Source organism: Bacillus sp. FSL W8-0183, from assembly GCF_038006825.1.
Lineage (GTDB): Bacteria > Bacillota > Bacilli > Bacillales > Bacillaceae > Bacillus > Bacillus altitudinis.
Genome location: NZ_JBBOVY010000001.1, coordinates 2086305 through 2107759 on the forward strand (window position 1 = coordinate 2086305; position 21455 = coordinate 2107759).

A 21455-nucleotide genomic window follows, 5' to 3' on the forward strand; every position below is an offset into this window, starting at 1 on the left:
CAGGGGTGAACTGACCTTGAAAAAGAAAAAAACAGGATGTTTTGCCATTTCAGGCTGTTTCACGATTTTTCTGTTTGTTTGCGTATTAGCGGCCATTGTCATTTCCTTTAATCAAAAGGAGTTAAAAAAGCTGCCGATTGATACGGAATCAATTGTTTTGTCGAGACTGGATGATTACAAACCGCTTGTAGAAACAGAGTTAAGAGATCAAGATTTAGATCAATATACCGCGTTAATTCTCGGTATGATGTATCAAGAATCAAAAGGCAGAGGCGGAGATCCAATGCAGTCCTCTGAATCTCTTGGTTTGAAACGAAATGAAATCAATGACCCTCAGAAAAGCATTAAACAAGGAGTCCATCATTTTTCGACCATGTACAAGCATGGGAAGAAAAAAGGCGTTGATTTGGAAACCATTATTCAAAGCTATAACATGGGAATCGGCTATATTGATTTTGTTGCAAAAAACGGGGGAAAACATTCCGAAAAATTGGCAAAGCAATACTCCAAAAAGCAAGTGAAGCGAAACCCTGAAGTCTATACATGCGGGGGCGACAAAGATAACTTCCGCTATCCGTATTGCTACGGTGATTTCACTTATGCTGAAAAAGTAAAAGAAAAAACGAAAACAGTTGAAGAAAAGATGAAATTGGCTTCATCATCCACACCATCATCGTAAAAAAAGCACTTCCGTTTAGGAAGTGCTTTTCATTTTATGAATGCTCTTTCCCGATTTCCGGCAGGATCGTTTTGGCTAAATGCTGATCCATTTCTTCATATTCATCATAATGAATCGTTTCATATAGCTCTTTTCTCGTTTGCATGTCCTCCAGCATTCCCTGTTGCGTCCCCTTTTCTTTAATCTCTGTAAATAAACGCTCATACGCTTTTGCAGCAACTCTCAGGGATGACACTGGATAAATCACCATTTGAAAGCCAAACATAGAAAATTCGTCTGCATGATAATAAGGTGTTTTTCCAAACTCCGTCATGTTTGCAAGAAGCGGCCCTTTTATATTATTTGAAGCATACGTGAAATCTTCTGCTGTGATCAGCGCTTCAGGAAAAATGGCATCTGCTCCTGCTTCTAGATAGAGATTCGCCCGGTGAATGACATCCTCCATCCCGTTTACTGACTTCGCATCTGTTCTTGCGATGACGAGAAGTGTAGGTGCCGCTTGTTTGATCGCTTTGATTTTCGCCATCATGTCTTCTACAGAAACGAGTGATTTTCCGTTTAAATGTCCGCATTTCTTCGGCATTTGCTGATCTTCAATTTGAACAGCCGCTACCTTGCTCTCCACCATTTCTTTTGCTGCCCTGGCTGCATTTAATACCCCGCCATAGCCAGTATCCATATCAACTAAAAGAGGCAGCTGAGAAGCTCGAATGATTTCCTTTGCCTTTTCTGCCATTTCAGTGGAATGAATCATACCGAGGTCAGGAAGCCCTTTGCTTGCGCAAAAAGCGGCACCCGATAAATAAAGCCCTTGAAATCCCATTTTCCTCGCATAGAGCGCAGACATTCCATCGTGAACGCCTGGAATTTGAAATAAAGCGGATTTGTGCATTTGCTCTTTAAAAGCTGCGGCTAAGTCAGCTTGATTTACTTCATCATTCACGATCCACACACTAGCTCCCCCTTATATGACAAATAAATCCATAAATGCTGGTACTGTCGTTGTTTTTAATTGATTTGGATTTTGGCAAAGTGAAACAATTTGATCGACTTGTTTTTGTGGAAATCTCGTTTTCAAATGATATACCCATTTCTTTTCAAGCAGCGGGATCCCTTCCTGCCTTCTTCTGCGATGACCAAGCGGATATTCAATTTCAATTCGATCTGTCATCGTTCCGTCTTTAAAGAAGATTTGAACACAGTTTGCAATTGATCTCTTTTTCGGATCTAAATAGTCTTCTGTATACCGTTTATCTTCTTTGACGATCATTTGATCACGCAAACGGTCAATGAGCGGATTCTGCGCCGTCTCTTCTTCATAATGATCAGCAGTCAGCTCACCATAGATTAACCCAATGGCCGTAATATACTGCAAGCAATGGTCACGGTCTGCCGGGTTGTAAAGCGGTCCTTTTTTATCAATAATTCGAATGGCTGATTCATGTGTCGTAATCTCAATCCTGTCAATCTCATCTAAACGGTCTTTTACCGCATCATGTAGAATGACAGCGGCCTCAGCGGCAGTTTGCGCATGAAATTCTGCTGGATAGGCAATTTTAAAGAGTACATTTTCGATCACATATGACCCGAGCGGCTGGGCAAGTGTGAGTGGTTTTCCTTTCATTAACACATCTTCAAATCCCCACTTTTCTGCACTGAGGGGCGTCTGATAGCCCATTTCTCCTTTCAATGTCATCATCGCTAGTCTCACCGCACGGCTTGTGGCATCCCCTGCTGCCCACGATTTCCTTGATCCTGTGTTCGGGGCATGCCGGTACGTTCTAAGCGGTGAATTATCCACAAATGCTTGTGATAACACATGCTGCACATCTTCTTTCGTTCCGCCAAGCATTGCACAAACGACTGCACTTGATGCCACCTTGACAAAAAGAACATGATCCAAGCCATTTCGATTCAAACAATTTTCTAAAGCAAGCACACCTTGTATTTCATGTGCCTTTACAATCGCATGCAGTACGTCATTCATCGAAAGCGGTTCTTCTCCGTTTGCAAGCCTCGTTCTGCTGATATAATCGCTTACAGCCAATATCCCGCCCAGGTTATCTGAGGGATGGCCCCACTCCTGTGCAAGCCACGTGTCATTATAATCTAACCAGCGGATCATACATCCTATATTAAAAGCCGCTTGAACAGGATCTAACACAAATGAAGTGCCGGGCACTCTTGCTCCGTTAGGGACAACAGTTCCAGATACGATGGGTCCAAGATGCTTCGTACATTCTGGAAAGTTGAGCGCCAGCATACCGCAGCCGAGTGTATCCATGAGTACATACCGAGCTGTTTCAATGGCCTCTTTGCTCGTAATTTCTCCATCCACGGCATAGGCTGCGATATCTGCTAATAGTTGGTCTGTTTGATTGGCTACTGCTGTTTTATTCATATTCATTCCCCCGTTTTTCCATCATCATTAGAGACTTTTAATCCTCTTGGTCCTAAATACCTTACTCTCGGTCTAAAAATCCGATTGTGTGAATGCTGCTCGATGACATGCGCTGCTAATCCGCTTGCTCTCGCAGCAAAGAAAATCGGTGTATAAAGTGAAATAGGAATGCCGAGCACGTAATAAATAGGTGCTGCGTAATAATCAAGGTTTGGATAGAGGTTTTTCTTTTCTTTCATGTATGCCTCGCCTGCGACGCACATGTCATAAAGCGTCATGTCTCCTTTTGATTCGGTAAGCGTTTTCAATGATCGTTTTAAAAGAGCCGCTCTTGGGTCCATTTTTCTCATGTATACCCGGTGTCCAAAGCCCATCATTTTTTCTTTTGCGGCTAATTTACGTTCGATGAGCGCAAGGAAACCTTCTGTTGTTTTGCCTTCGAGCAGCATGTGCATGACTGCTTCGTTTGCGCCTCCGTGTAAGTCACCTTTTAATGAAGAAATCGCTCCAGTAAAAGCACCATACATGTCAGAATGAGTAGATGCAATGACTCTTGCTGCAAATGTGGAATTCGGCAGCTCATGCTCACTATAAAGCGTGAGCGTTTGGTCAAATGCTTTGATTTCGTCTTGTGCCGGAGTGCGGCCTGTTAACATCGCTAGAAAGTTTTCAGTGTAGGATTTGGTCTGGTCTGGAGTAGGTGTGGTGTCTTGTGTGAGAATATGATAGCTTCCCGCAACAATCGCTGGTAGCTGGCCAAGTAATCGAACGGCACGCGCTTGTTGGCATGCTTCTGATCGATCATTCAATTGTTCATCGTACCCTGCAAGAGCTGATAAACACGTTCTCATGGCATCCATTGGGTGAGTGGTTTTTGGCAGTTTTGTCAAAATGGTTTGAATGGTTGGATGTAAGCTTGTTTGTGAGGAAATATCTTGCTGAAATTGGTGATATTCCATTGCATCTGGTAATCTTCCATAAATGAGCAGATAGGCTGTTTCTAAGTACGTCTTGCTTTGTGCCAGCTCGATGAGGTCATAACCGCGAATCACAATTTCTTCTTGCTGGACATCTAGGAACGAAATTGACGTTTCGCTTGCCACAATGTCTTCAAGCCCCGGTTTGTACTGCAATTGTTCAGTCATCATATAACCCCCGTTTCGTTCAATTGTGTTCTCCAAACGAGCAAACGGCCAGACATGATGTGATTCTATAGGTGGGAAGATACCGTGCAAGTCGGATACCCAATTCCCATTTTATCCAAAGCACTTCATCTTGTAAATAAAAGAACGTATGTCCAGATGGACATACGTTAGCTGTAGTATGGAGAAATCATGATATATACAATGACACCTGTTAGACTGACATAGAGCCAAAGAGGCATGGTCCATCTGGCAATTTTACGATGACGTTCGACTTGCATTTGTGCGCCTCTAAAGAGAGTGATCAGTGCAAGCGGTACAATGACGGCAGATAAGACGATATGTGTGATGAGAATAAAGAAGTAAATCGGACGAATGATTCCTTCTCCCCCGAAGTGTGTATCAGCTGCCATTGAATGATACGTTACATACGAAATTAAAAAGACAAGTGTTGTTGAAAAAGCCGCAAAGATAAATCGTCTATGGGCTTTAATGTTCTTTTGTTTAATCATAATGAGCGCTGAAAGTAAAAAGATAAACGTAAAACTGTTCATCACGGCATTCAGTAACGGCAGAAATGTAATATCCAGATGACTAAATTTATCTGTTTTTGGCATGAAAAATAATAAAGCAATTAAGCCGTTTATGGCAATTGTTAAAAAGACAACAATGCCGGTGAAATTTTTCGGTTTTTGATTCTGTTCGTTCATGTTTGAAAACCTCTCTTTATTAGTTCCGACTAAGAGTATGTTATTTAACTTTCTCTCTAAAGTCAATGAATTCGCTGTCTTCGTCGAATTTTAGACAAACTTGCCGATTGCCTGCCTTCTAGCGGCTTGAAAGATCCACTCACTTCCTTTAGAATGGGAATTTGTGTGGTTTTTATCAACTCTTCTATGAAAGGAGCAATAGACTTGTCAATCTTACAGGAAACAACAAAAGATGTGAAGACATTAGAACAAGAATTACAGCAGTTGCAGTTCCAAATGTATCGAATGCAAGAAAATATAAAAGATATTTCAAAAAAAGCAAAGATTATTGGCATTGATCAAGCGAAGGAAGATGAATGGATGATCGTCTCTGCAATTGAGAATGCAGATACGTGCAAAATCATGTTAAGCGATTGTGAAAAAGCTTTTCGCGGACAATCTGATTTTTCCTTGATCGCGGAATATCCTGAAGAAGGAAAGATTCACATTGCCGATATTAAAGGCCCGCCTGATAATGGCTATGGATCCATTTGTATGAAGCATTTAAAAGAAATCGCAAGAGAGCAAAACATTCCAGTCATTACTGGGGATCTCGTCAAAAGAGATTGGAACCATGTGGACCGCCTGATTCATTTTTATGAAAAACACCATTTTGATGTCCAAATTAATTGGAAAGAGCAAAGCGGAGAAATTTATTGGGTGGACAGCTAACGACACAAAAACCAGCGTTGAGATGGACTTATACGCTGGTTTTTGTCGAAAATGCGAATTTTTCAGAAAAATATGTGTATTTCCGGCCAAAAAAAGGTATAATAAAAGCATCAGGCCGCCACCTGATGCTTTCTTCCAAAAACAATAGACTACTAGTTAAGTACTTTCACTTTGACTGATTTTACGCCCCAATTTTTAGCTTGGGATTTGCTTGGTACGTGTACATCAATTTTGTTACCTTTAATTGCGCCGCCAGTATCTGCTGCGATGGCTTCACCGTAGCCTTCAACATAAACCTTACTTCCTAATGGAATGACATTAGGATCTACTGCGATTACTTTTGCATTTGGGTTTTTGTTTAAGTTTACCCCTGTTGCAGTGATACCTGAGATGCCACCATCATTTGCTGTATAAGCCGTAGCCGTTACAGTCATTTCTTTTTGAACACTTTGACTAGCAGAAGATGATTCTGCTTTAGCTGTTTCCTTTTTAGGAGCAGCTTTTTTCGTTGTTTGCTCTTTTTGGACAGGTGCCTGTTTTTGAACAGGTTCTGAGCTTACCGGAGCTGAGCTTTGACCAGCAACACTTAATGTTGAACCAATCATAATTATATCTGAGTTTAAGTTATTCCAAGACTTAATATCGCTAATTGACACATTGAATTTTTGAGCGATTTTCCAGAGGCTGTCCCCCTTCTGGACTTTGTACTGCTCCTGAGTTTTCTCTTTTGAAGAGATTGTCAATTTATCTCCTACATAGATCATGTCTGTAGATAAATTGTTCCAACCCTTTAGGTCCTTTAGAGACACATCATTTTTTTGAGAGATTCCCCAAAGTGTATCACCTTTCTGTACAGTGATTTCCTTTGCAGAAGCTTGCTGTGCTCCTAATGCTGTTGTTGAGATTGCTGCAACAGCAACCAAGGACATAATAGTCTTCTTCATAAAGTAAATCCTCCCTTGTTAGCTTTTTATGGCGGCTAACGAGTGCTATCGTAACATATGTAAATGTCATTTCAATAACAAAACGATATGTTTTAGATTACAGTTCCTTTACATGAAACATCTCTCTCCATTGGTAAATCAGCCCACTAAATGGCTCAATTCCGCATCATATCAAGGTTTTGTAGGGATGGAAATCATCATGATGAAAACGCGTCCAAGTGAAACGAAAAAAATTTATTTTCCTTCTTCAAACTCTTTATTTTTTCTCTTTTTCTATAAATAAACGAATTTCTTCTAAAAAAACATCTCCATATTTCTCTCTTTTTTGTGCACCGACACCTTTAATATTTAAAAGTTCTTCTTCTGTTTTAGGCTCTACTGCTGACATTTCCTTCAATGTTTGATCAGAAAAGACAACAAATGGCGGAACGCCCTGCTCTCTTGCCAACTTCATTCTGACCATTCTTAACTGCTCAAATAAAGCATCATTTTCTTGAATAGCCTCTGCCTTTATCGCCTGCTTTTTATAGACGGTCTCCTGCCCCACTAGCACTTTCTTTCCTTTTTGTGTCACTTTTAGTGTTGGAAAAGCTCCTTCAGACATGCGTAAATACTCTTCTGTAATTAAAAATTCAATGAAATCACTGATATGTTGGGCTGAATGCTGTTTCATTAAAGCATAGGTAGGAAGCTGGTCGAAACCAAAATCAAGCACTTTTTTGTTTTTAGAGCCGGCTAATACTTGAGCAATCATCATTTTTCCGAATCGTTCGTTCATTCTAACGGTACACGACAAAACCATTTGTGCTTCTCTCGTGACGTCTTCACGCTCTCTCTCGTCTAGACAGTTGCTGCATTTTTGACAAGGGGCACTTGATGATTGGTCAAAGTAATCCATCACAAATTGCTGAAGGCACTGTTCCGTATGACAGTAGTCTACCATTTGTCTCAACTTGAGCAATTCATGCTGATACCGCAATTCATCTTCTGTTGATTGTTCAATGAGAAAGCGCTGCACGCGTACGCCTTGCGGTGAAAACAGTAAAATGCATTCACTTTCAAGCCCGTCTCTCCCGGCACGTCCTGCTTCTTGGTAGTAACTTTCAATATCTCTTGGAATTTGATGATGAATGACAAAACGTACATTAGACTTATTAATCCCCATACCAAATGCAGATGTAGCTACCATTACTTGAATATCATCATTTAAAAAAAGATTTTGCTGTTCTTCTCTCACTTCATCATCTAATCCTCCGTGATAAACACCCGCTTTGATCTTTTGCTTTTTTAGACGATGATAAATTTGATCTGCTTCTTTTCGTGTGGCTGTATAAATAATGCCTGACTCAAGACTGTTTTTCTTCATATATTGTGTGATGAATTGGTCGCTGTTTTGCCCTTTCACCACTTGAAAAGACAAATTTTCTCTAGCAAAACCAGTAAAGATTGTTTCTTCTTCGTCCATGCCAAGTTGCTCACATATATCCTGTTGAACCTTCTTTGTAGCAGTGGCTGTTAATGCTACAATAACAGGCCTTTTTGAAAGCTTATTTACACATTCTTGTATAAAGCGATAGCTCGGTCTAAAATCATGTCCCCACTCAGATATACAGTGCGCTTCATCAATAGCCATTAAAGGAATCGTCAATCGATCAAGCAGCTGAAAAAAACGTTCATTTTGTAAGCGTTCAGGGGTGATATAAAGCAAATCATACTCCCCCTGTTCACATTTTTTCAGCCTTGTATTCATTTCACCTGCTGAAAGTGTACTATTTAAAAAGGACGATCGTATTCCCATCTCATTTAACGCATCAACCTGATCTTTCATTAAAGAAATAAGCGGAGATACAACGATTGTCGTTCCTTCCATCATAAGGGCAGGAATCTGGTAGCAAACCGATTTACCTCCGCCTGTCGGCATAATGCAGACCGTATCCTTCCGTTTATTCACAATCGATTCAATGGCTTGTTTTTGTCCTTGTCTAAAAGCATCAAAGCCATAATATTGTTTAAGAAGTGCTTCTGCTTGTTGTAACATCCAATTCCCTCTCCGTCGTTTGTTTTGTCTATTTTAACATACATTTGTACATCCACATTCGGTCTGTTCAAAATCGTATTTTGGACAAAATAAAAAGCCATTTTCCAAAAATGGAAAATGGCTTGAATCATCCTAGGAAAAGCTGCGGATGCCGTAATCTAAGTAAGAAAGTTTTAAACCACCACTCCTCAAAGTGGGTGTTTGCAGAAACGTTCCTGTCTTCCTCTCGAAGGAGGCGTGACATTCCGGCTTCAATATAAAACTCCCTATTACAGCTTAAAGGTTAAAACTTAATTAACATTACGCGCATCGCAGCCTTTAAACTATACTACACGAAAGTTTATTAAATTTCAAGATATGTTTTTTCTAAAAAAATACTCATGTATACAAGATTTTTGTCCATGTAGACGTGGGAAAACATTATGTTGAGAAAACATAAATTCCTCTCATCATGTTATTTTTCCTCATCTACATCAACATCTTGCTCTTCTTCTAGCCTTTCATACGTATCTGAATGTAATTGATCCATTGTTTCTCTATTTGTTAAATCACGCATTTGCTCAGAGAACGAACGGTCAAAATCATTTGGATCTTGATTGGTTTCTTCATTTTTCTTTGCATCAATTGAATAACGAGTATAGGGTACTGCTTTCAAACGTTCATATGGAATGTCTTTTCCTGTTTTTTCACAAATTCCATATGTTCCGTCTTCCATCCGCTTAAGCGCCGCATCAATTTCACCTTCGATCTGATCATCGACTTGATCCAGCGTCTGTTCGGTCATGCGATCTAAATAGATGCTTCCGTGATCTGCGATATGGTTTCCAACACCATTTGAAATCTCATTCGATTCGACCAGCATGGATTCTTCTTTCTTTTTTGATCCTTTCACATCTTCTTTTAATTGAATAAGTCTTTCATATAAATCAGCTTTTTGCTCTTTCGTTAAGCTCACGGTCAATCACTCCTTTCTCTTTACCTTCCCGCTCCATGTGAAATGAAAACATCAAAAAAGCCGCCGCCTTTGGCAGCAGCTTTCTTCATTTAAAGATTACGAAGTGCTTCTTCTACTGGTATATCACCTTTGATTAAGTCAAAGGCTTTATTTTTCACATTGGATTCCGTTAAGCTTTCCACTAAGACAGTGGCTACATCTTCTCTTGAAATCTCAATGTCACGATCGTCTGGAATATGAGCAGCCGCTTCTATTTTCCCTGTCTTCTCCTCATGCAGCAGTGCTCCTGGCCGCACAATGGTGTAAGAAAGACCAGACTGTTTTAAATGTTCATCGGCTTTTCTTTTCGCTTCATAATAAAGCTCCATACTGCCTTGTCCTTTTCCTTGATGAGGATCGTCGGCATTATAAGAACTCAGCATCACAAAATGCTGAATATTTTCTTTTTTGGCTGTATCAACTAGGCGTTTTGCCCCCTCTTGATCAACTGCAATGGTTTTATCTGCACCTGTTTTTGAGCCTGAACCAGCTGCAAAGATGACAGCTTCTGCTTGCTTCACAGCATCTGTCACATCCTTTTCAAGATCACCGATGACAGGCGCTGCACCAAGTTCTTTTAGCGCATCTGCTTGTTTTTCATCTCGAATGAGAGCAAGCGGCTCATGTCCTTTTTCTTTTAAATATCGAATGACAAGTCTCCCTGTATGTCCGTTTGCTCCAGCAACTAATACTTTCATTGTTCATTCTCCTTTCTGTATCTGTTTCATCTTTATCCTTTTTTGATGTGATTCAAACACACGAATAGAAAAAAGCCTTCCCCACTGTGATGGGAAAAGCTCAAGGGATATGCGATAGATAAAAATAAGAACAAAGAATGAGAAAAGTGCATGTGATCTATGTAATCGCATCGTTGATCAGCAAAGATGTTTTGTTAAAATGGCCTGCACGTCACTCAAATCTGTATCTTTAGAAAAATCGAGTTCAAATACTTTTGAGCTTGTAACAAGCAGCATACCAGTGTCCTGATCAAACACGCCAGCTTCTTGAATGGCAAAACTTTCAATTGATCGATACGGCAAGGAGACCCTGACTTTCTTTTTAGAAAATACGCGGTTATCGCCAAAGATCAGTCGTTTATTGGTGAAACAAATTTGGTCGTGACGCAGTCTGTAAACAGCCTCAATTCTTTCTCCTTCAATTAATAAGGATTCGAATTTTTTATGATCATTTTGTTTACTGACAGAAAAAATACCCACGTAAACCCCCTCTTCCTGCATCAAATTCCTTTATGACAAAACGGCCACACGGCTCTGTGGGTACGTTTTATTCTCACTTATAGAATACGCTATAAATCGTCGTTATTCCATTACGAATAGATTAAATTTCATTTAACTTTTTCTTTTTGATCCGATGCTCTTTCCTCTACTTATTTAGACTGTTAAAGCAGGAAAAAAGTTTCAGTTTTTTTCAAGAAATCATTCGTTATGAGACCATAAAAAAACAGTGATTATGTAAAATCACTGTTTTAAATGACTATTCATCTTTTGGGGTATCAATCGTTCCTTCGGCATACACGTCAGAAATTTGCTCAAGTGTCATCGCCATATCAGCATCTTCATTGTCATGCCAAGCATTTTGATGTTTCTGCTCTTCTTGCTGCTGCTTTTTCATCATCATCACCCTTTACTGTTTTTCTTAGTATGAGTGATGACCATCAAAATCATTCAGCAGAATTGTCTTCGAAATACTCTTTGTAGTACCCGCCTACTTTACCCGTATTATCAACGACAAAGAGAAATTCCTCTGTTTCATTTTTCACATCATATGTGTGCCCAACCGTTAATGCCCGGTCAACCATATATTTTTTCGCATTTGTATGTACACATTTTACTTGTTTTACCGTTTCAGCCGTTTGCCAGTTTTGATGGATCATGATTTAAAAACTCCTTTTTTCATCTATACATTTATTGTAGCCAATTTTTCGTGAAATGCAATGAGTGTTATCGATTGCTTTCAAAGATGTCGTGTAATATGATAAATGTATACGTTTACATGCGTGTGCGTATACAAATGGCTTCATGTCCACTTTTTCCACCTAGAACTCGCAGAACAACCCATATCTTTAAGGAGGTTTGTTTATTTATGAGCTCTACAACACTTCAAATCAGTTCAAAACTCGAATCTTTTCTCCAAGGGACGAAAAAACTCTACATTAACGGTCAGTTTGTCACAAGTCATGATAACAAAACATTCTCTACGCCTAACCCTGCCACAGGAGAAACCCTTATTGATGTATATGAAGCAGGTGCAGCCGACATTGATGAGGCAGTAAAAGCTGCTAAAAAGGCGTTCCATGGACCTTGGCGTTCTATGTCTGCAGCCGAACGTGCCCGCTTGATGTTTAAGCTGGCAGATTTAATGGAAGAACACCAAGAAGAACTGGCTCAGCTTGAAACACTTGATAATGGAAAACCAATTAATGAAACAACCAATGCGGATATCCCTCTTGCCATTGAGCACATGCGCTATTATGCAGGGTGGACCACAAAAATGACTGGACAAACCCTTCCTGTCAGTCAGGGATATTTTAATTATACCCGCCATGAGCCTGTGGGCGTTGTGGGACAAATCATTCCTTGGAACTTCCCGCTGCTCATGGCCATGTGGAAAATGGGTGCTGCACTAGCAACAGGCTGCACCATCGTTTTAAAGCCAGCCGAACAAACGCCACTATCTGCTTTATATTTAGCTGAATTAGTGGATAAAGCCGGATTCCCAGAAGGCGTGATTAACATCGTTCCTGGATTCGGTGAAACAGCCGGTGAAGCATTAACCGATCACCCTGATGTCAATAAGCTGGCTTTCACTGGATCAACAAGTGTTGGGAAATTGATCATGGAGAAAGCAGCCAAATCCATCAAGCGTGTTACTTTAGAGCTTGGCGGAAAATCGCCGAATATTATTTTACCAGATGCCGATTTAAAGAAAGCCATTCCAGGTGCATTAAACGGCGTGATGTTTAACCAAGGCCAAGTGTGCTGTGCAGGATCAAGGGTCTTTGTGCACCGGAGCCAATATGATGAAGTCGTCGATCAAATGGCTAAATATGCGACATCATTAAAACAAGGAGCTGGTCTTCATCATGATACCCAGATTGGGCCTCTAGTGAGTAAAGAGCAGCATGAACGTGTGTTAGGTTATATCGAAAAAGGGAAGTCAGAAGGTGCAACAGCCGTAGTCGGTGGTGACTGCCCTTATGAAGCAGGCTATTTCGTCTCCCCTACTGTCTTTAGAGATGTAGAAGATGAAATGACAATCGCAAAAGAAGAGATCTTCGGTCCAGTTCTATCTGCGATTCCTTACGATTCCATTGATGAAGTGGTCGAACGGGCCAATCAATCTGACTATGGGTTAGCGGCAGGACTTTGGACAGAAAACTTAAAGCATGCTCACGATATCGCTGCACGCCTAGAAGCAGGAACCATTTGGGTCAACTGCTATAATGTCTTTGATGCCGCCTCCCCGTTTGGCGGATATAAACAGTCAGGCCTTGGCAGAGAAATGGGATCATATGCCCTTAACAACTATACAGAAGTCAAAAGCGTGTGGATTAATCTGCAAGACTAATCACGCTAAAGCCGGTGACGATGTCATCGGCTTAATTTGTTGACAAAGGGATAAAATGAACTTGATTTTAGCCCTTTGTCTTCTTTTCAGCGTGATAGAAAACCTTTGCAGTCTAGAAGGACGAGTACTGGCGCGGAGCGAATTTGACATTCGTGAGCACCAGCACACAGGACTGACAACGAATGCGAGGGTTTGTCTACACGCTGAGCCGGTGACGATGTCATCGGCTTTTTTTGTGCTGGCATGTGACAGGCCGACTCCTGAATATAGTGATAAAGGAAAGGAGCATGGCCGAATGCAAGATTTTAAAACGAAAGTCAACGAATATATCGATGAACTTCACATGCAGGTAGAACGCAGACAAAGAGAAGATGGCGCATTTATTTTCTGCTTTGAAGGACCTATGATGACAAATGCTTTTTTCATTATGCTGTTAAAAGCCGTTGGTGACCCTGATCAGCAATTGATCCATCAATTGGCCGAAGCAATACATGCCAAACAAAATGAAGATGGTTCCTTTTCTTTGTATCATGACCAGTCGGGACATCTCACAGCTACAGTACAAGGTTATTGCGGCATGCTCGCATCTGGCAGATTTCAAAAAGACGAGCCCCATATGGAAAAAGCAGCACAATATATTCGCTCAAAAGGTGGACTAAAGAGCGTTCATTTTATGACAAAGTGGATGCTTGCCGTAAATGGCATGCACCCTTGGCCCTACTTCTATGCACCTCTTTCTCTTTTACTCATCCCTACGTCTTTTCCGCTGCACTTCTACCACCTTAGTGCCTATGCAAGGATTCATTTTGTACCCATGATGATCGCACTGAACAAACGGTACACCTCTCATGCTGCGTTTCCATCATTAGCCCATCTTGATGAAAACATGTCTAAAAATCCATTTGACTGGTTTATGGCAAGAGAAGAACGTTCGACTGATCACTTCCTCATGTATATGCGGTCATATACAGCCCTCGACAGCCGGCTCGACTTTTTCGGATATGAAGCGGCAAAGCGATACATGTTTGACCGTCTTGAAAAAGATGGGACGCTGTATAGTTACTTAAGTGCAACCATCTTTATGGTCTATGCCCTCATGAGCCTTGGGTACTCCCCTGGACATCATCTCATCCAAAAAGCAGTCAGAGGTATGAAAAGGCTCGTCACCTCCTGTCAAGGCAAGATATATGCTGAGAATTCCACCTCGACTGTGTGGGATACAGCGCTTGTCAGTTACGCTTCTCAAAGAACAGGAAGAAAACGAGAAGATCCCATGATCATGAATTCCTTCACCTATTTGCTGGACCGGCAGCAAATGAAGAAAGCGGATTGGGCAGTTCATAACCGTCATGCTGCTCCCGGGGGCTTTGGTTTCTCACATATCAATACGAATAATCCTGATTGTGATGACACGCAAATTGTGTTAAAAGCGATCCCAAAAGAATACGCTCCACTTCAGTGGAAACGAGGATATGACTGGCTTCTCTCCATGCAAAACCGTGATGGCGGCTTTTCTGCTTTTGAAAAAAATCAAGATCACTTTCTACTTCGTCACCTTCCGCTTGAATCTGCGGAGGATGCGGCGATTGATCCGTCAACTCCTGATATTACTGGTCGTGTGCTCCGTTTGATTGGTTTAGAAGAAAAAGATACTGCTTCACCCTCGATTCTCAGGCAAAAAGATCGATGTGTAAAATGGCTCATTGACCACCAAGAGAAAAACGGATCATGGTTTGGCAGATGGGGTGTTTGTTATATTTATGGAACTTGGGCGGCGTTAACAGGACTGAAAGCGGCCGGCGTTCCCTCCTCACACCCTGCTGTGCAAAAAGCGTGCCGTTTTCTAAAGCAGATTCAGCTTGAAGATGGCAGTTTCGGAGAATCGTGTAAAAGTGCAGAACTGAAAACCTATGTCCCGCTTCCCTTTGGCACAGTGGTTCAAACCGCATGGGCGACCGAGGCGCTCCTCCAATATGAGAAAGCAAATAACGCAGCCATTTTGAAAGCTGTCTCCTTTTTAGTGAACCATCACCATACTGAAGAAGCCATGTACTATCCAGTCGGCATTGGACTGCCAAAACAATTTTACATCACCTATCATAGCTACCCATTTGTGTTTCCGATGATGGCTTGTTCTACATTTTTAAACGAAATGAGGCGTATACATGAATAAAGAAGAATATCGCTCACAGCTCAAAGAGTGGCTTAGCACCATTCAACATGTGTGGCAAGATGATAAAATTCATCGAAAAGTGGAAAATTTACGACTCAAAATGGAGGAAGATCATTCGAGTGAACAAGAATGGTACGAACTAGCCGAAAGGATTGCAGAAGACATGCAGCCACACGAAGAAGTGCGCGATGTAGCAGCTGGAAATCATCAGTTACCACCACTGCCTTATCGGTATGACGCGCTCGAACCTTATATTTCAAAAGAAATTATGTACTTGCACCATCAAAAGCATCATCAAACTTATGTTAATGGTCTAAATCAAGCTGAACTTGCGCTAAAAAAAGCAAGAAGAACCAACGACTTTACGATGATCAAGCATTGGGAACGTGAACTTGCCTTTCATGGGGCAGGACATTATTTACATTGTATCTTTTGGTTTTCAATGAGTCCTTCAGGAAAAAGAAAACCTACTGGTCAAATGCTTCGTCTCATTGATCAATCATTTGGCAGCTATGAGGCGTTCAAGTCACATTTTTCAGCTGCTGCCAAACAAGTAGAAGGTGTCGGATGGGCGATCCTTGTATGGTCCCCGAGATCTCAGCGTTTAGACATTTTACAAGCAGAGCGCCATCAGTTCCTCTCGCAATGGGACATCATCCCCCTTCTTGCTCTTGATGTGTGGGAGCATGCCTATTACCTCCAATATCGAAATGAGAAGGCGCAATATGTAGACCAGTGGTGGAATGTCGTTGACTGGCGTGAGCCAGAAGCAAGACTAAAACAGGCTCAACAAGTGAAATGGACACCTTTTTGATCGCATACTCCACATAGTTCATATACTATGTGGGGTTTTTTATTAGTTTACATAATAATATTATGAGCACCAGATGCAAAATCATAGGTTGTTTTTTCAGAAAATTCATTTAAAATAGAAAAGATATGAAAAGAAAGAGAGTTGAAAGATAGTATGAACACCCTTTTACACATTAGTCACTTTGCGGGAAGAACATTTGCTATATGGGTCATTGTCTTTGCTTGTCTAGGTTTTACTTTTCCTGCGGCATTTTCTTTGATTGGACCTTATATCCCTTTTTTACTTGGCATTATTATGTTTGGCATGGGGCTGACGCTGTCTTCTGAAGATTTTAAAGAGCTTTTTAGAAAGCCTCTTTATGTATTGATCGGGGTTTTAGCGCAGTATACACTGATGCCACTCATTGCATTTTTATTGGCCTATGGGTTACATTTGCCTTCTGAAATCGCTGTTGGTGTCATTCTCGTCGGCTGCTGTCCAGGCGGGACTGCATCCAATGTAATGACCTTTTTGGCGAAAGGAAATACGGCCTTATCCGTTGCCGTGACAACGATCTCGACCCTACTTGCTCCCATTTTGACCCCTGTTTTCATTTATATCTTTGCAAAATCTTGGTTATCTGTATCACCGGGTGCTTTGTTTTTGTCGATTGTCCAAGTTGTCTTAATTCCGATTATTTTAGGGGTCATCGTCAAATTGTTTTTTAAAAAACAAGTGACGTATGCTGTACAAGCACTCCCGCTTATATCTGTGGTTGGCATTGTCGCCATCATTGCAGCTGTTGTCAGCGCAAATAAAGAACAGATTCTGCAATCTGGACTGCTTATTTTTGCCGTTGTTGTTTTACATAATGCTCTTGGTCTATTATTGGGTTACCTCATTGCAAAATGGTGTAAAATGGACATTCCTTCTCAACGAGCAATTTCAATAGAAGTAGGGATGCAAAATTCTGGACTTGGCGCAGCCCTTGCAACCGCACATTTTTCTCCACTTGCCGCCGTTCCCAGTGCCATTTTTAGCGTATGGCATAATTTATCTGGCTCTTGGCTGGCAACATTTTGGTCAAAAAGAGGCTACCCAGAAAATAAAGACCAAAAAAGCTAGTACCCTCATCGGTACTAGCTTTTTCTTTCGATTATCCTTCAAGCAATAGCTGTTCAGGATCTTCAAGTAGATTTTTAATCGTGACAAGGAACCCAACAGCTTCTTTACCATCGACAATACGGTGGTCGTATGAAAGAGCTAAATACATCATTGGACGGTTTTCAAAGCGTTCTTCATCAATTGCAACAGGACGAAGCTGAATTTTATGCATACCTAAAATTCCAACTTGAGGACTGTTTAAAATTGGTGTTGAAAGCAGAGAACCAAATGTTCCTCCGTTTGTGATCGTGAATGATCCACCTTGTAATTCATTGAGCGATAATTTGTTATCTCTTGCTTTTTTCGCAAGATGACCGATTTCTTTTTCAATTCCAGCAAATGATAGTCTGTCTGCATCACGGACAACTGGTACCACAAGCCCTTCATTGGCGGCTACAGCAATACCGATGTCATAGAATTTTTTAATGACAAGCTCATCACCTTGAATTTCTGCGTTGAGAAGTGGATATTTTTTAAGTGCTGCTACCACTGCTTTTGTGAAGAAGGACATGAAGCCCAGTTTCACATCGTTTTGTTCAAGGAAGGCATCTTTGCGACGCTTTCTTAGATCCATGACAGCTGTCATATCGACTTCATTAAATGTTGTCAGCATCGCTGCCGTTTGTTGAACTTCAACTAAACGTTTTGCAATGGTTTGTCTGCGGCGTGACATTTTTTCACGCTCAACTGGTTTCCCTGCTTGATCATTTTGCACCGCAGCATTTGCTTTTGGCGCGGCTTTCGGTGCACTTGCAGGAGCTTCATTCTTTTGGTAAGAAGCTACATCCTGCTTTCGTACCCTGCCCAGCGGATCTGCGGTTGGAATCTCAGATAAGTCTAACCCCTTCTCTCTTGCTAGTTTTCTAGCTGCTGGAGAAGCGATCGTTCTGCCATTACCAGATTTCGGCTCTTCTTTTGCTGCCTCTTCTTTTTGTTCAGCTGCTGGTTCTTCTTTCGAAGCTGGTGCAGAATCTTGCTCAGGTGCTGGAGCTGCGGACTCGCTTCCGCCAGCTTCACCTGCTGCAATCGTTCCGATGACTTCTCCAACTTGGACAGTGTCACCAGAATCTTTCAGTACTTCTTTTAGAACACCAGATTCTTCAGCTGTCAATTCGACATTGACTTTATCTGTTTCAAGTTCTAACAGGTATTCCCCCTGCTCAACATAATCGCCCGGCTGTTTTAGCCACTGAGCAATTGTTCCTTCCGAGATTGATTCCGCTAGTTCAGGTACTTTAATTTCCGCCATTTTTCATTTCCCCCTTAGTTTTTGCGAGTCAAGCTATCAGATACAATTCGTTCTTGTTCTTTTTTATGAACAGTTGGATCACCCTCAGCCGTACTTGAACGTCTTCTGCGGCCGATGTAACGTACTTTTACTTTTTCAGATGCAATTTCACGTAAATATGGCTCAATATATCCCCAAGCGCCCATATTTTGCGGTTCTTCTTGCACCCATACGATTTCTTCTAAGTTCGTCAGTTTTGATAAAATGGCTTTAATATCTTTGGCTGGGAATGGATATAATTGTTCCACTCTCGCAATATGAAGCCAATCTTTTGAGTCTTCCATTTGAGTAAAACGATCACTAATATCGATCGATACCTTCCCGCTCGATAGCACAAGGCGTGTTACTTTTTCATGATCATGCACAAGGCCCGGCTGTTCAAGAACTGGACGGAACTGTCCATCTGTTAGTTCTTGGACTTCGGATAATGTGTTCGGGTTACGAAGCAGACTCTTCGGTGTCATGATGACAAGAGGACGAATCTCTTCACGAAGTAGCATTTTCGCCTGTCTTCTAAGAATATGGAAGTATTGAGCTGCACTTGTCAGGTTCGCAACTGTCCAGTTATTCTCAGCAGCTGATTGCAAGAAGCGTTCTGTTCTTCCACTAGAATGTTCTGGACCTTGTCCTTCATATCCATGTGGCAAGAGCATCACAAGCCCTGACTTTTGTCCCCACTTGGCGCGGCCTGCTGAAATAAATTGATCAAAATACACTTGAGCCGCATTTGCGAAGTCTCCAAATTGAGCTTCCCAAATCACTAATGTTTCAGGAGAATAGACATTATAACCATATTCAAACCCGATGACAGAGCCTTCTGACAGTGGACTATTATGGACTGTAAATGATGCATTTGCATCACTCAGTTCATGAAGAGCAATGAATTCATCTCCCGTTTGACTGTCGTGAAGAACAAGGTTTCTTTGAGCAAATGTGCCTCGCTCAGAATCCTGTCCGGTCATTCGAATCGGCGTACCGTCTTTTAATATAGATGCAAATGCCAGTGCTTCACCAAGTGACCATTCCACTTTGCGATCATCTGTAAACACTTTTGCACGTTTTTCAAGGATCCGCTTTAGCTTACCGAATACTTGGAAGTCTTTCGGCCAGCTAATTAATTCTTCATTCAGCTTTCTTAATACATCAAACTCTACAGATGTATCAACTGTAGGGAAACCGTTAGATACAGGCTCTGGCAGTTCGATTTCTTGAATCGTATGTTCTTTCTTTGAAGGCACTTTTTTATAAGCTTCTTCAATTTTTGCCGTGACAGCCTGCTCAATTTCTTCTCTTTGTTCTTTTGACAGAAGGCCCTCAGTGACAAGCTTATCTGCGAAGATATTCTTGACCGTTTTGTGCTTTCTGACCGCATCGTACAGCATTGGCTGAGTAGTAGAAGGCTCATCCATTTCGTTATGGCCATATCTGCGGTAGCCAATCAAGTCAATTAAGAAATCCTTTTTAAACCGTTTACGGTATTCTACCGCCAGCTGAACAGCTGCTAAACAAGCTTCTGGATCGTCTGCATTGACGTGAACAATTGGAATCTCGAAACCTTTTGCAAGGTCACTAGCGTATTTAGTTGAACGAGATTCATTGCTTTCTGTGGTAAATCCAATCATATTGTTGGCAATGATATGGATCGTTCCCCCCACTTGATAGCCGACTAATTGACTTAAATTTAATGTTTCTGCGACAATTCCCTCTCCAGGAAATGCAGCATCCCCATGAATTAAGATGGCTAACGCTTTTTCAACGTCTTGAACTGGATAGCCTTTTTGAGTACGCGATTCTTGAGCTGCACGAGTGCTTCCTTCAATAATCGGGTCAATAAATTCCAAGTGACTTGGGTTATTGGCAAGTGTGACTCTTGCACTCTTTGTATCTTCATCTTTGATTTGGCGGTCAGCACCGAGATGATATTTTACATCCCCTGTCCATCCGTAGCTGATGCCGATAGAGCCTTCTGATGGTACAAGCTCTTTATTAGGCGCATGCTGGAATTCTGAGAAAATGATCTCATATGGCTTTCCTAACACATGTGCTAATACATTTAAACGGCCTCTATGTGCCATTCCAATGTTAATATTTGAAGTCCCTTGTGTAACAGACTCGGATATAATTTCATCAAGTACTGGAACAAGTGCGTCTAATCCTTCAATAGAAAAACGCTTTTGTCCAACAAATGTTTTGTGAAGGAACTGCTCAAATTGCTCGACTTCTGTTAATCTTTTGAATACAGAAACTAGTTTATCTGCTGGTTTTTTCTTAAATAATTCACCAGACTCAATAGATTTAGAGAGCCAGTTGCGCTCTTCGAAGTCATGTACGTGATCAAACTCAAATGAAATGGTACGCTTATACGTATTTCTCAAATGGTTAATGGCTTCTATGCCGTTTGAAATGTGTTTAGGTGCATCTGGACTAATAATTGATATTGGAATATTCTTAACGTCTTCTTCAGTTAAACCGTATTCCTTTAATGGAAACAGCTCTTGTAATTCCTTTTCTTTGCGAAGAGGATTGACGGAAGCATTTAAATGGCCATATGTTCTGATGTCTTCTGCCAGTTTAACGACTGATGCTATCTTTTGGATTTGTTCAGAAGTAACTACGCTATTTTCTTTTTTCCCAATTTCCTCCTTCATTTCACTCGGTGGTGCACCAAGTTCATCAAATATGCCTCTTATGTCTTCATCAACACTAGTAGGATCCTGGACATATTGATCGTAGAGCTCGAGCACGTAGCCGAGGTTCGGACCATGAAATTCTTCCCAACTCAACGGTTGTTTCACATCATTTTGAAACATTTTGAACACTACCCCCAACT

At 41.2% G+C, this 21455-nt stretch carries 19 protein-coding genes and 1 other RNA gene; 6 read left to right on the forward strand and 14 right to left on the reverse strand.

Annotation, left to right across the window (positions count from 1 at the left end):
* Nucleotides 1-16 precede the first annotated feature (16 nt).
* Nucleotides 17-679 (forward strand): lysozyme family protein, encoded by a 663-nt coding sequence (locus NSQ64_RS10850; protein WP_017359484.1) that lies wholly within the window; start codon nt 17-19, stop codon nt 677-679.
* A 34-nt stretch (nt 680-713) separates the two neighbouring features.
* On the opposite strand, the gene prpB is transcribed toward NSQ64_RS10850, so the two are convergent.
* From prpB to NSQ64_RS10870, 4 genes are all read right to left on the reverse strand, one after another.
* Nucleotides 714-1631, reverse strand: coding sequence for a methylisocitrate lyase (prpB, locus tag NSQ64_RS10855; RefSeq protein WP_039963936.1), 918 nt, complete (start codon nt 1629-1631; stop codon nt 714-716).
* 12 nt (nt 1632-1643) lie between these two features.
* Nucleotides 1644-3080, reverse strand: coding sequence for a bifunctional 2-methylcitrate dehydratase/aconitate hydratase (locus NSQ64_RS10860; protein ID WP_306172626.1), 1437 nt, complete (start codon nt 3078-3080; stop codon nt 1644-1646).
* Between the two features lie 2 nt (nt 3081-3082).
* The gene (gene mmgD / locus NSQ64_RS10865; RefSeq protein WP_341016458.1) at nt 3083-4225 is read right to left on the reverse strand and encodes a citrate synthase; all 1143 of its coding nucleotides are present in this window, start codon (nt 4223-4225) and stop codon (nt 3083-3085) included.
* A gap of 167 nt (nt 4226-4392) precedes the next feature.
* Entirely contained in the window at nt 4393-4932 is a 540-nt protein-coding gene (locus NSQ64_RS10870) for a DUF420 domain-containing protein (protein WP_008346516.1), read from the reverse strand.
* A 204-nt stretch (nt 4933-5136) separates the two neighbouring features.
* Here NSQ64_RS10870 and NSQ64_RS10875 point away from each other — a divergent pair, with 204 nt between their 5' ends.
* Nucleotides 5137-5643 carry a GNAT family N-acetyltransferase gene (locus tag NSQ64_RS10875; protein WP_008346514.1) on the forward strand — a complete coding sequence of 169 codons (507 nt, stop codon included), beginning with the start codon at nt 5137-5139 and terminating at the stop codon, nt 5641-5643.
* 152 nt (nt 5644-5795) lie between these two features.
* Here the strand turns inward: NSQ64_RS10875 and NSQ64_RS10880 are convergent, their stop codons facing one another.
* The 8 genes from NSQ64_RS10880 to NSQ64_RS10915 all read right to left on the reverse strand — a co-directional run bounded on the left by NSQ64_RS10880 (nt 5796) and on the right by NSQ64_RS10915 (nt 11513).
* A complete protein-coding gene (locus NSQ64_RS10880) occupies nt 5796-6587 on the reverse strand; it encodes a LysM peptidoglycan-binding and 3D domain-containing protein (protein ID WP_007500712.1) in 792 nt (263 codons plus the stop codon).
* Nucleotides 6588-6843: 256 nt separating this feature from the next.
* Nucleotides 6844-8625, reverse strand: a complete 1782-nt coding sequence (gene recQ, locus NSQ64_RS10885; RefSeq protein ID WP_125590378.1) for a DNA helicase RecQ — start codon at nt 8623-8625, stop codon at nt 6844-6846.
* Between the two features lie 135 nt (nt 8626-8760).
* A non-coding RNA gene (gene ssrS, locus NSQ64_RS10890) (6S RNA) lies at nt 8761-8946 on the reverse strand.
* A gap of 133 nt (nt 8947-9079) precedes the next feature.
* Entirely contained in the window at nt 9080-9580 is a 501-nt protein-coding gene (locus NSQ64_RS10895; RefSeq protein ID WP_125590376.1) for a TraR/DksA family transcriptional regulator, read from the reverse strand.
* A gap of 89 nt (nt 9581-9669) precedes the next feature.
* A complete protein-coding gene (locus tag NSQ64_RS10900) occupies nt 9670-10317 on the reverse strand; it encodes an SDR family oxidoreductase (RefSeq protein WP_024718581.1) in 648 nt (215 codons plus the stop codon).
* A gap of 177 nt (nt 10318-10494) precedes the next feature.
* The gene (locus NSQ64_RS10905) at nt 10495-10836 is read right to left on the reverse strand and encodes a PH domain-containing protein (RefSeq protein ID WP_008346505.1); all 342 of its coding nucleotides are present in this window, start codon (nt 10834-10836) and stop codon (nt 10495-10497) included.
* A 277-nt stretch (nt 10837-11113) separates the two neighbouring features.
* The gene (locus NSQ64_RS10910; RefSeq protein ID WP_072368424.1) at nt 11114-11251 is read right to left on the reverse strand and encodes a YozQ family protein; all 138 of its coding nucleotides are present in this window, start codon (nt 11249-11251) and stop codon (nt 11114-11116) included.
* A 49-nt stretch (nt 11252-11300) separates the two neighbouring features.
* Complete coding sequence (locus NSQ64_RS10915) at nt 11301-11513, reverse strand: DUF6501 family protein (protein WP_017367443.1); 213 nt, start codon at nt 11511-11513, stop codon at nt 11301-11303.
* A gap of 209 nt (nt 11514-11722) precedes the next feature.
* Between NSQ64_RS10915 and NSQ64_RS10920 the strand changes: the two genes are divergently transcribed.
* The 4 genes from NSQ64_RS10920 to NSQ64_RS10935 all read left to right on the forward strand — a co-directional run bounded on the left by NSQ64_RS10920 (nt 11723) and on the right by NSQ64_RS10935 (nt 17298).
* A complete protein-coding gene (locus NSQ64_RS10920; protein WP_017359492.1) occupies nt 11723-13207 on the forward strand; it encodes an aldehyde dehydrogenase family protein in 1485 nt (494 codons plus the stop codon).
* A gap of 295 nt (nt 13208-13502) precedes the next feature.
* Entirely contained in the window at nt 13503-15380 is a 1878-nt protein-coding gene (locus NSQ64_RS10925; RefSeq protein ID WP_268383330.1) for a terpene cyclase/mutase family protein, read from the forward strand.
* Nucleotides 15373-16194 carry a superoxide dismutase gene (locus NSQ64_RS10930; protein WP_058336743.1) on the forward strand — a complete coding sequence of 274 codons (822 nt, stop codon included), beginning with the start codon at nt 15373-15375 and terminating at the stop codon, nt 16192-16194. Before NSQ64_RS10925 ends, NSQ64_RS10930 begins: the two co-directional genes overlap by 8 nt.
* A 153-nt stretch (nt 16195-16347) precedes the next feature.
* Nucleotides 16348-17298, forward strand: coding sequence for a bile acid:sodium symporter family protein (locus tag NSQ64_RS10935; RefSeq protein ID WP_341016467.1), 951 nt, complete (start codon nt 16348-16350; stop codon nt 17296-17298).
* A gap of 31 nt (nt 17299-17329) precedes the next feature.
* Here the strand turns inward: NSQ64_RS10935 and odhB are convergent, their stop codons facing one another.
* Nucleotides 17330-18586, reverse strand: a complete 1257-nt coding sequence (gene odhB / locus NSQ64_RS10940) for a 2-oxoglutarate dehydrogenase complex dihydrolipoyllysine-residue succinyltransferase (RefSeq protein WP_007500721.1) — start codon at nt 18584-18586, stop codon at nt 17330-17332.
* Nucleotides 18587-18600: 14 nt separating this feature from the next.
* Entirely contained in the window at nt 18601-21435 is a 2835-nt protein-coding gene (sucA, locus tag NSQ64_RS10945; protein WP_268383319.1) for a 2-oxoglutarate dehydrogenase E1 component, read from the reverse strand.
* Nucleotides 21436-21455: the final 20 nt, after the last annotated feature.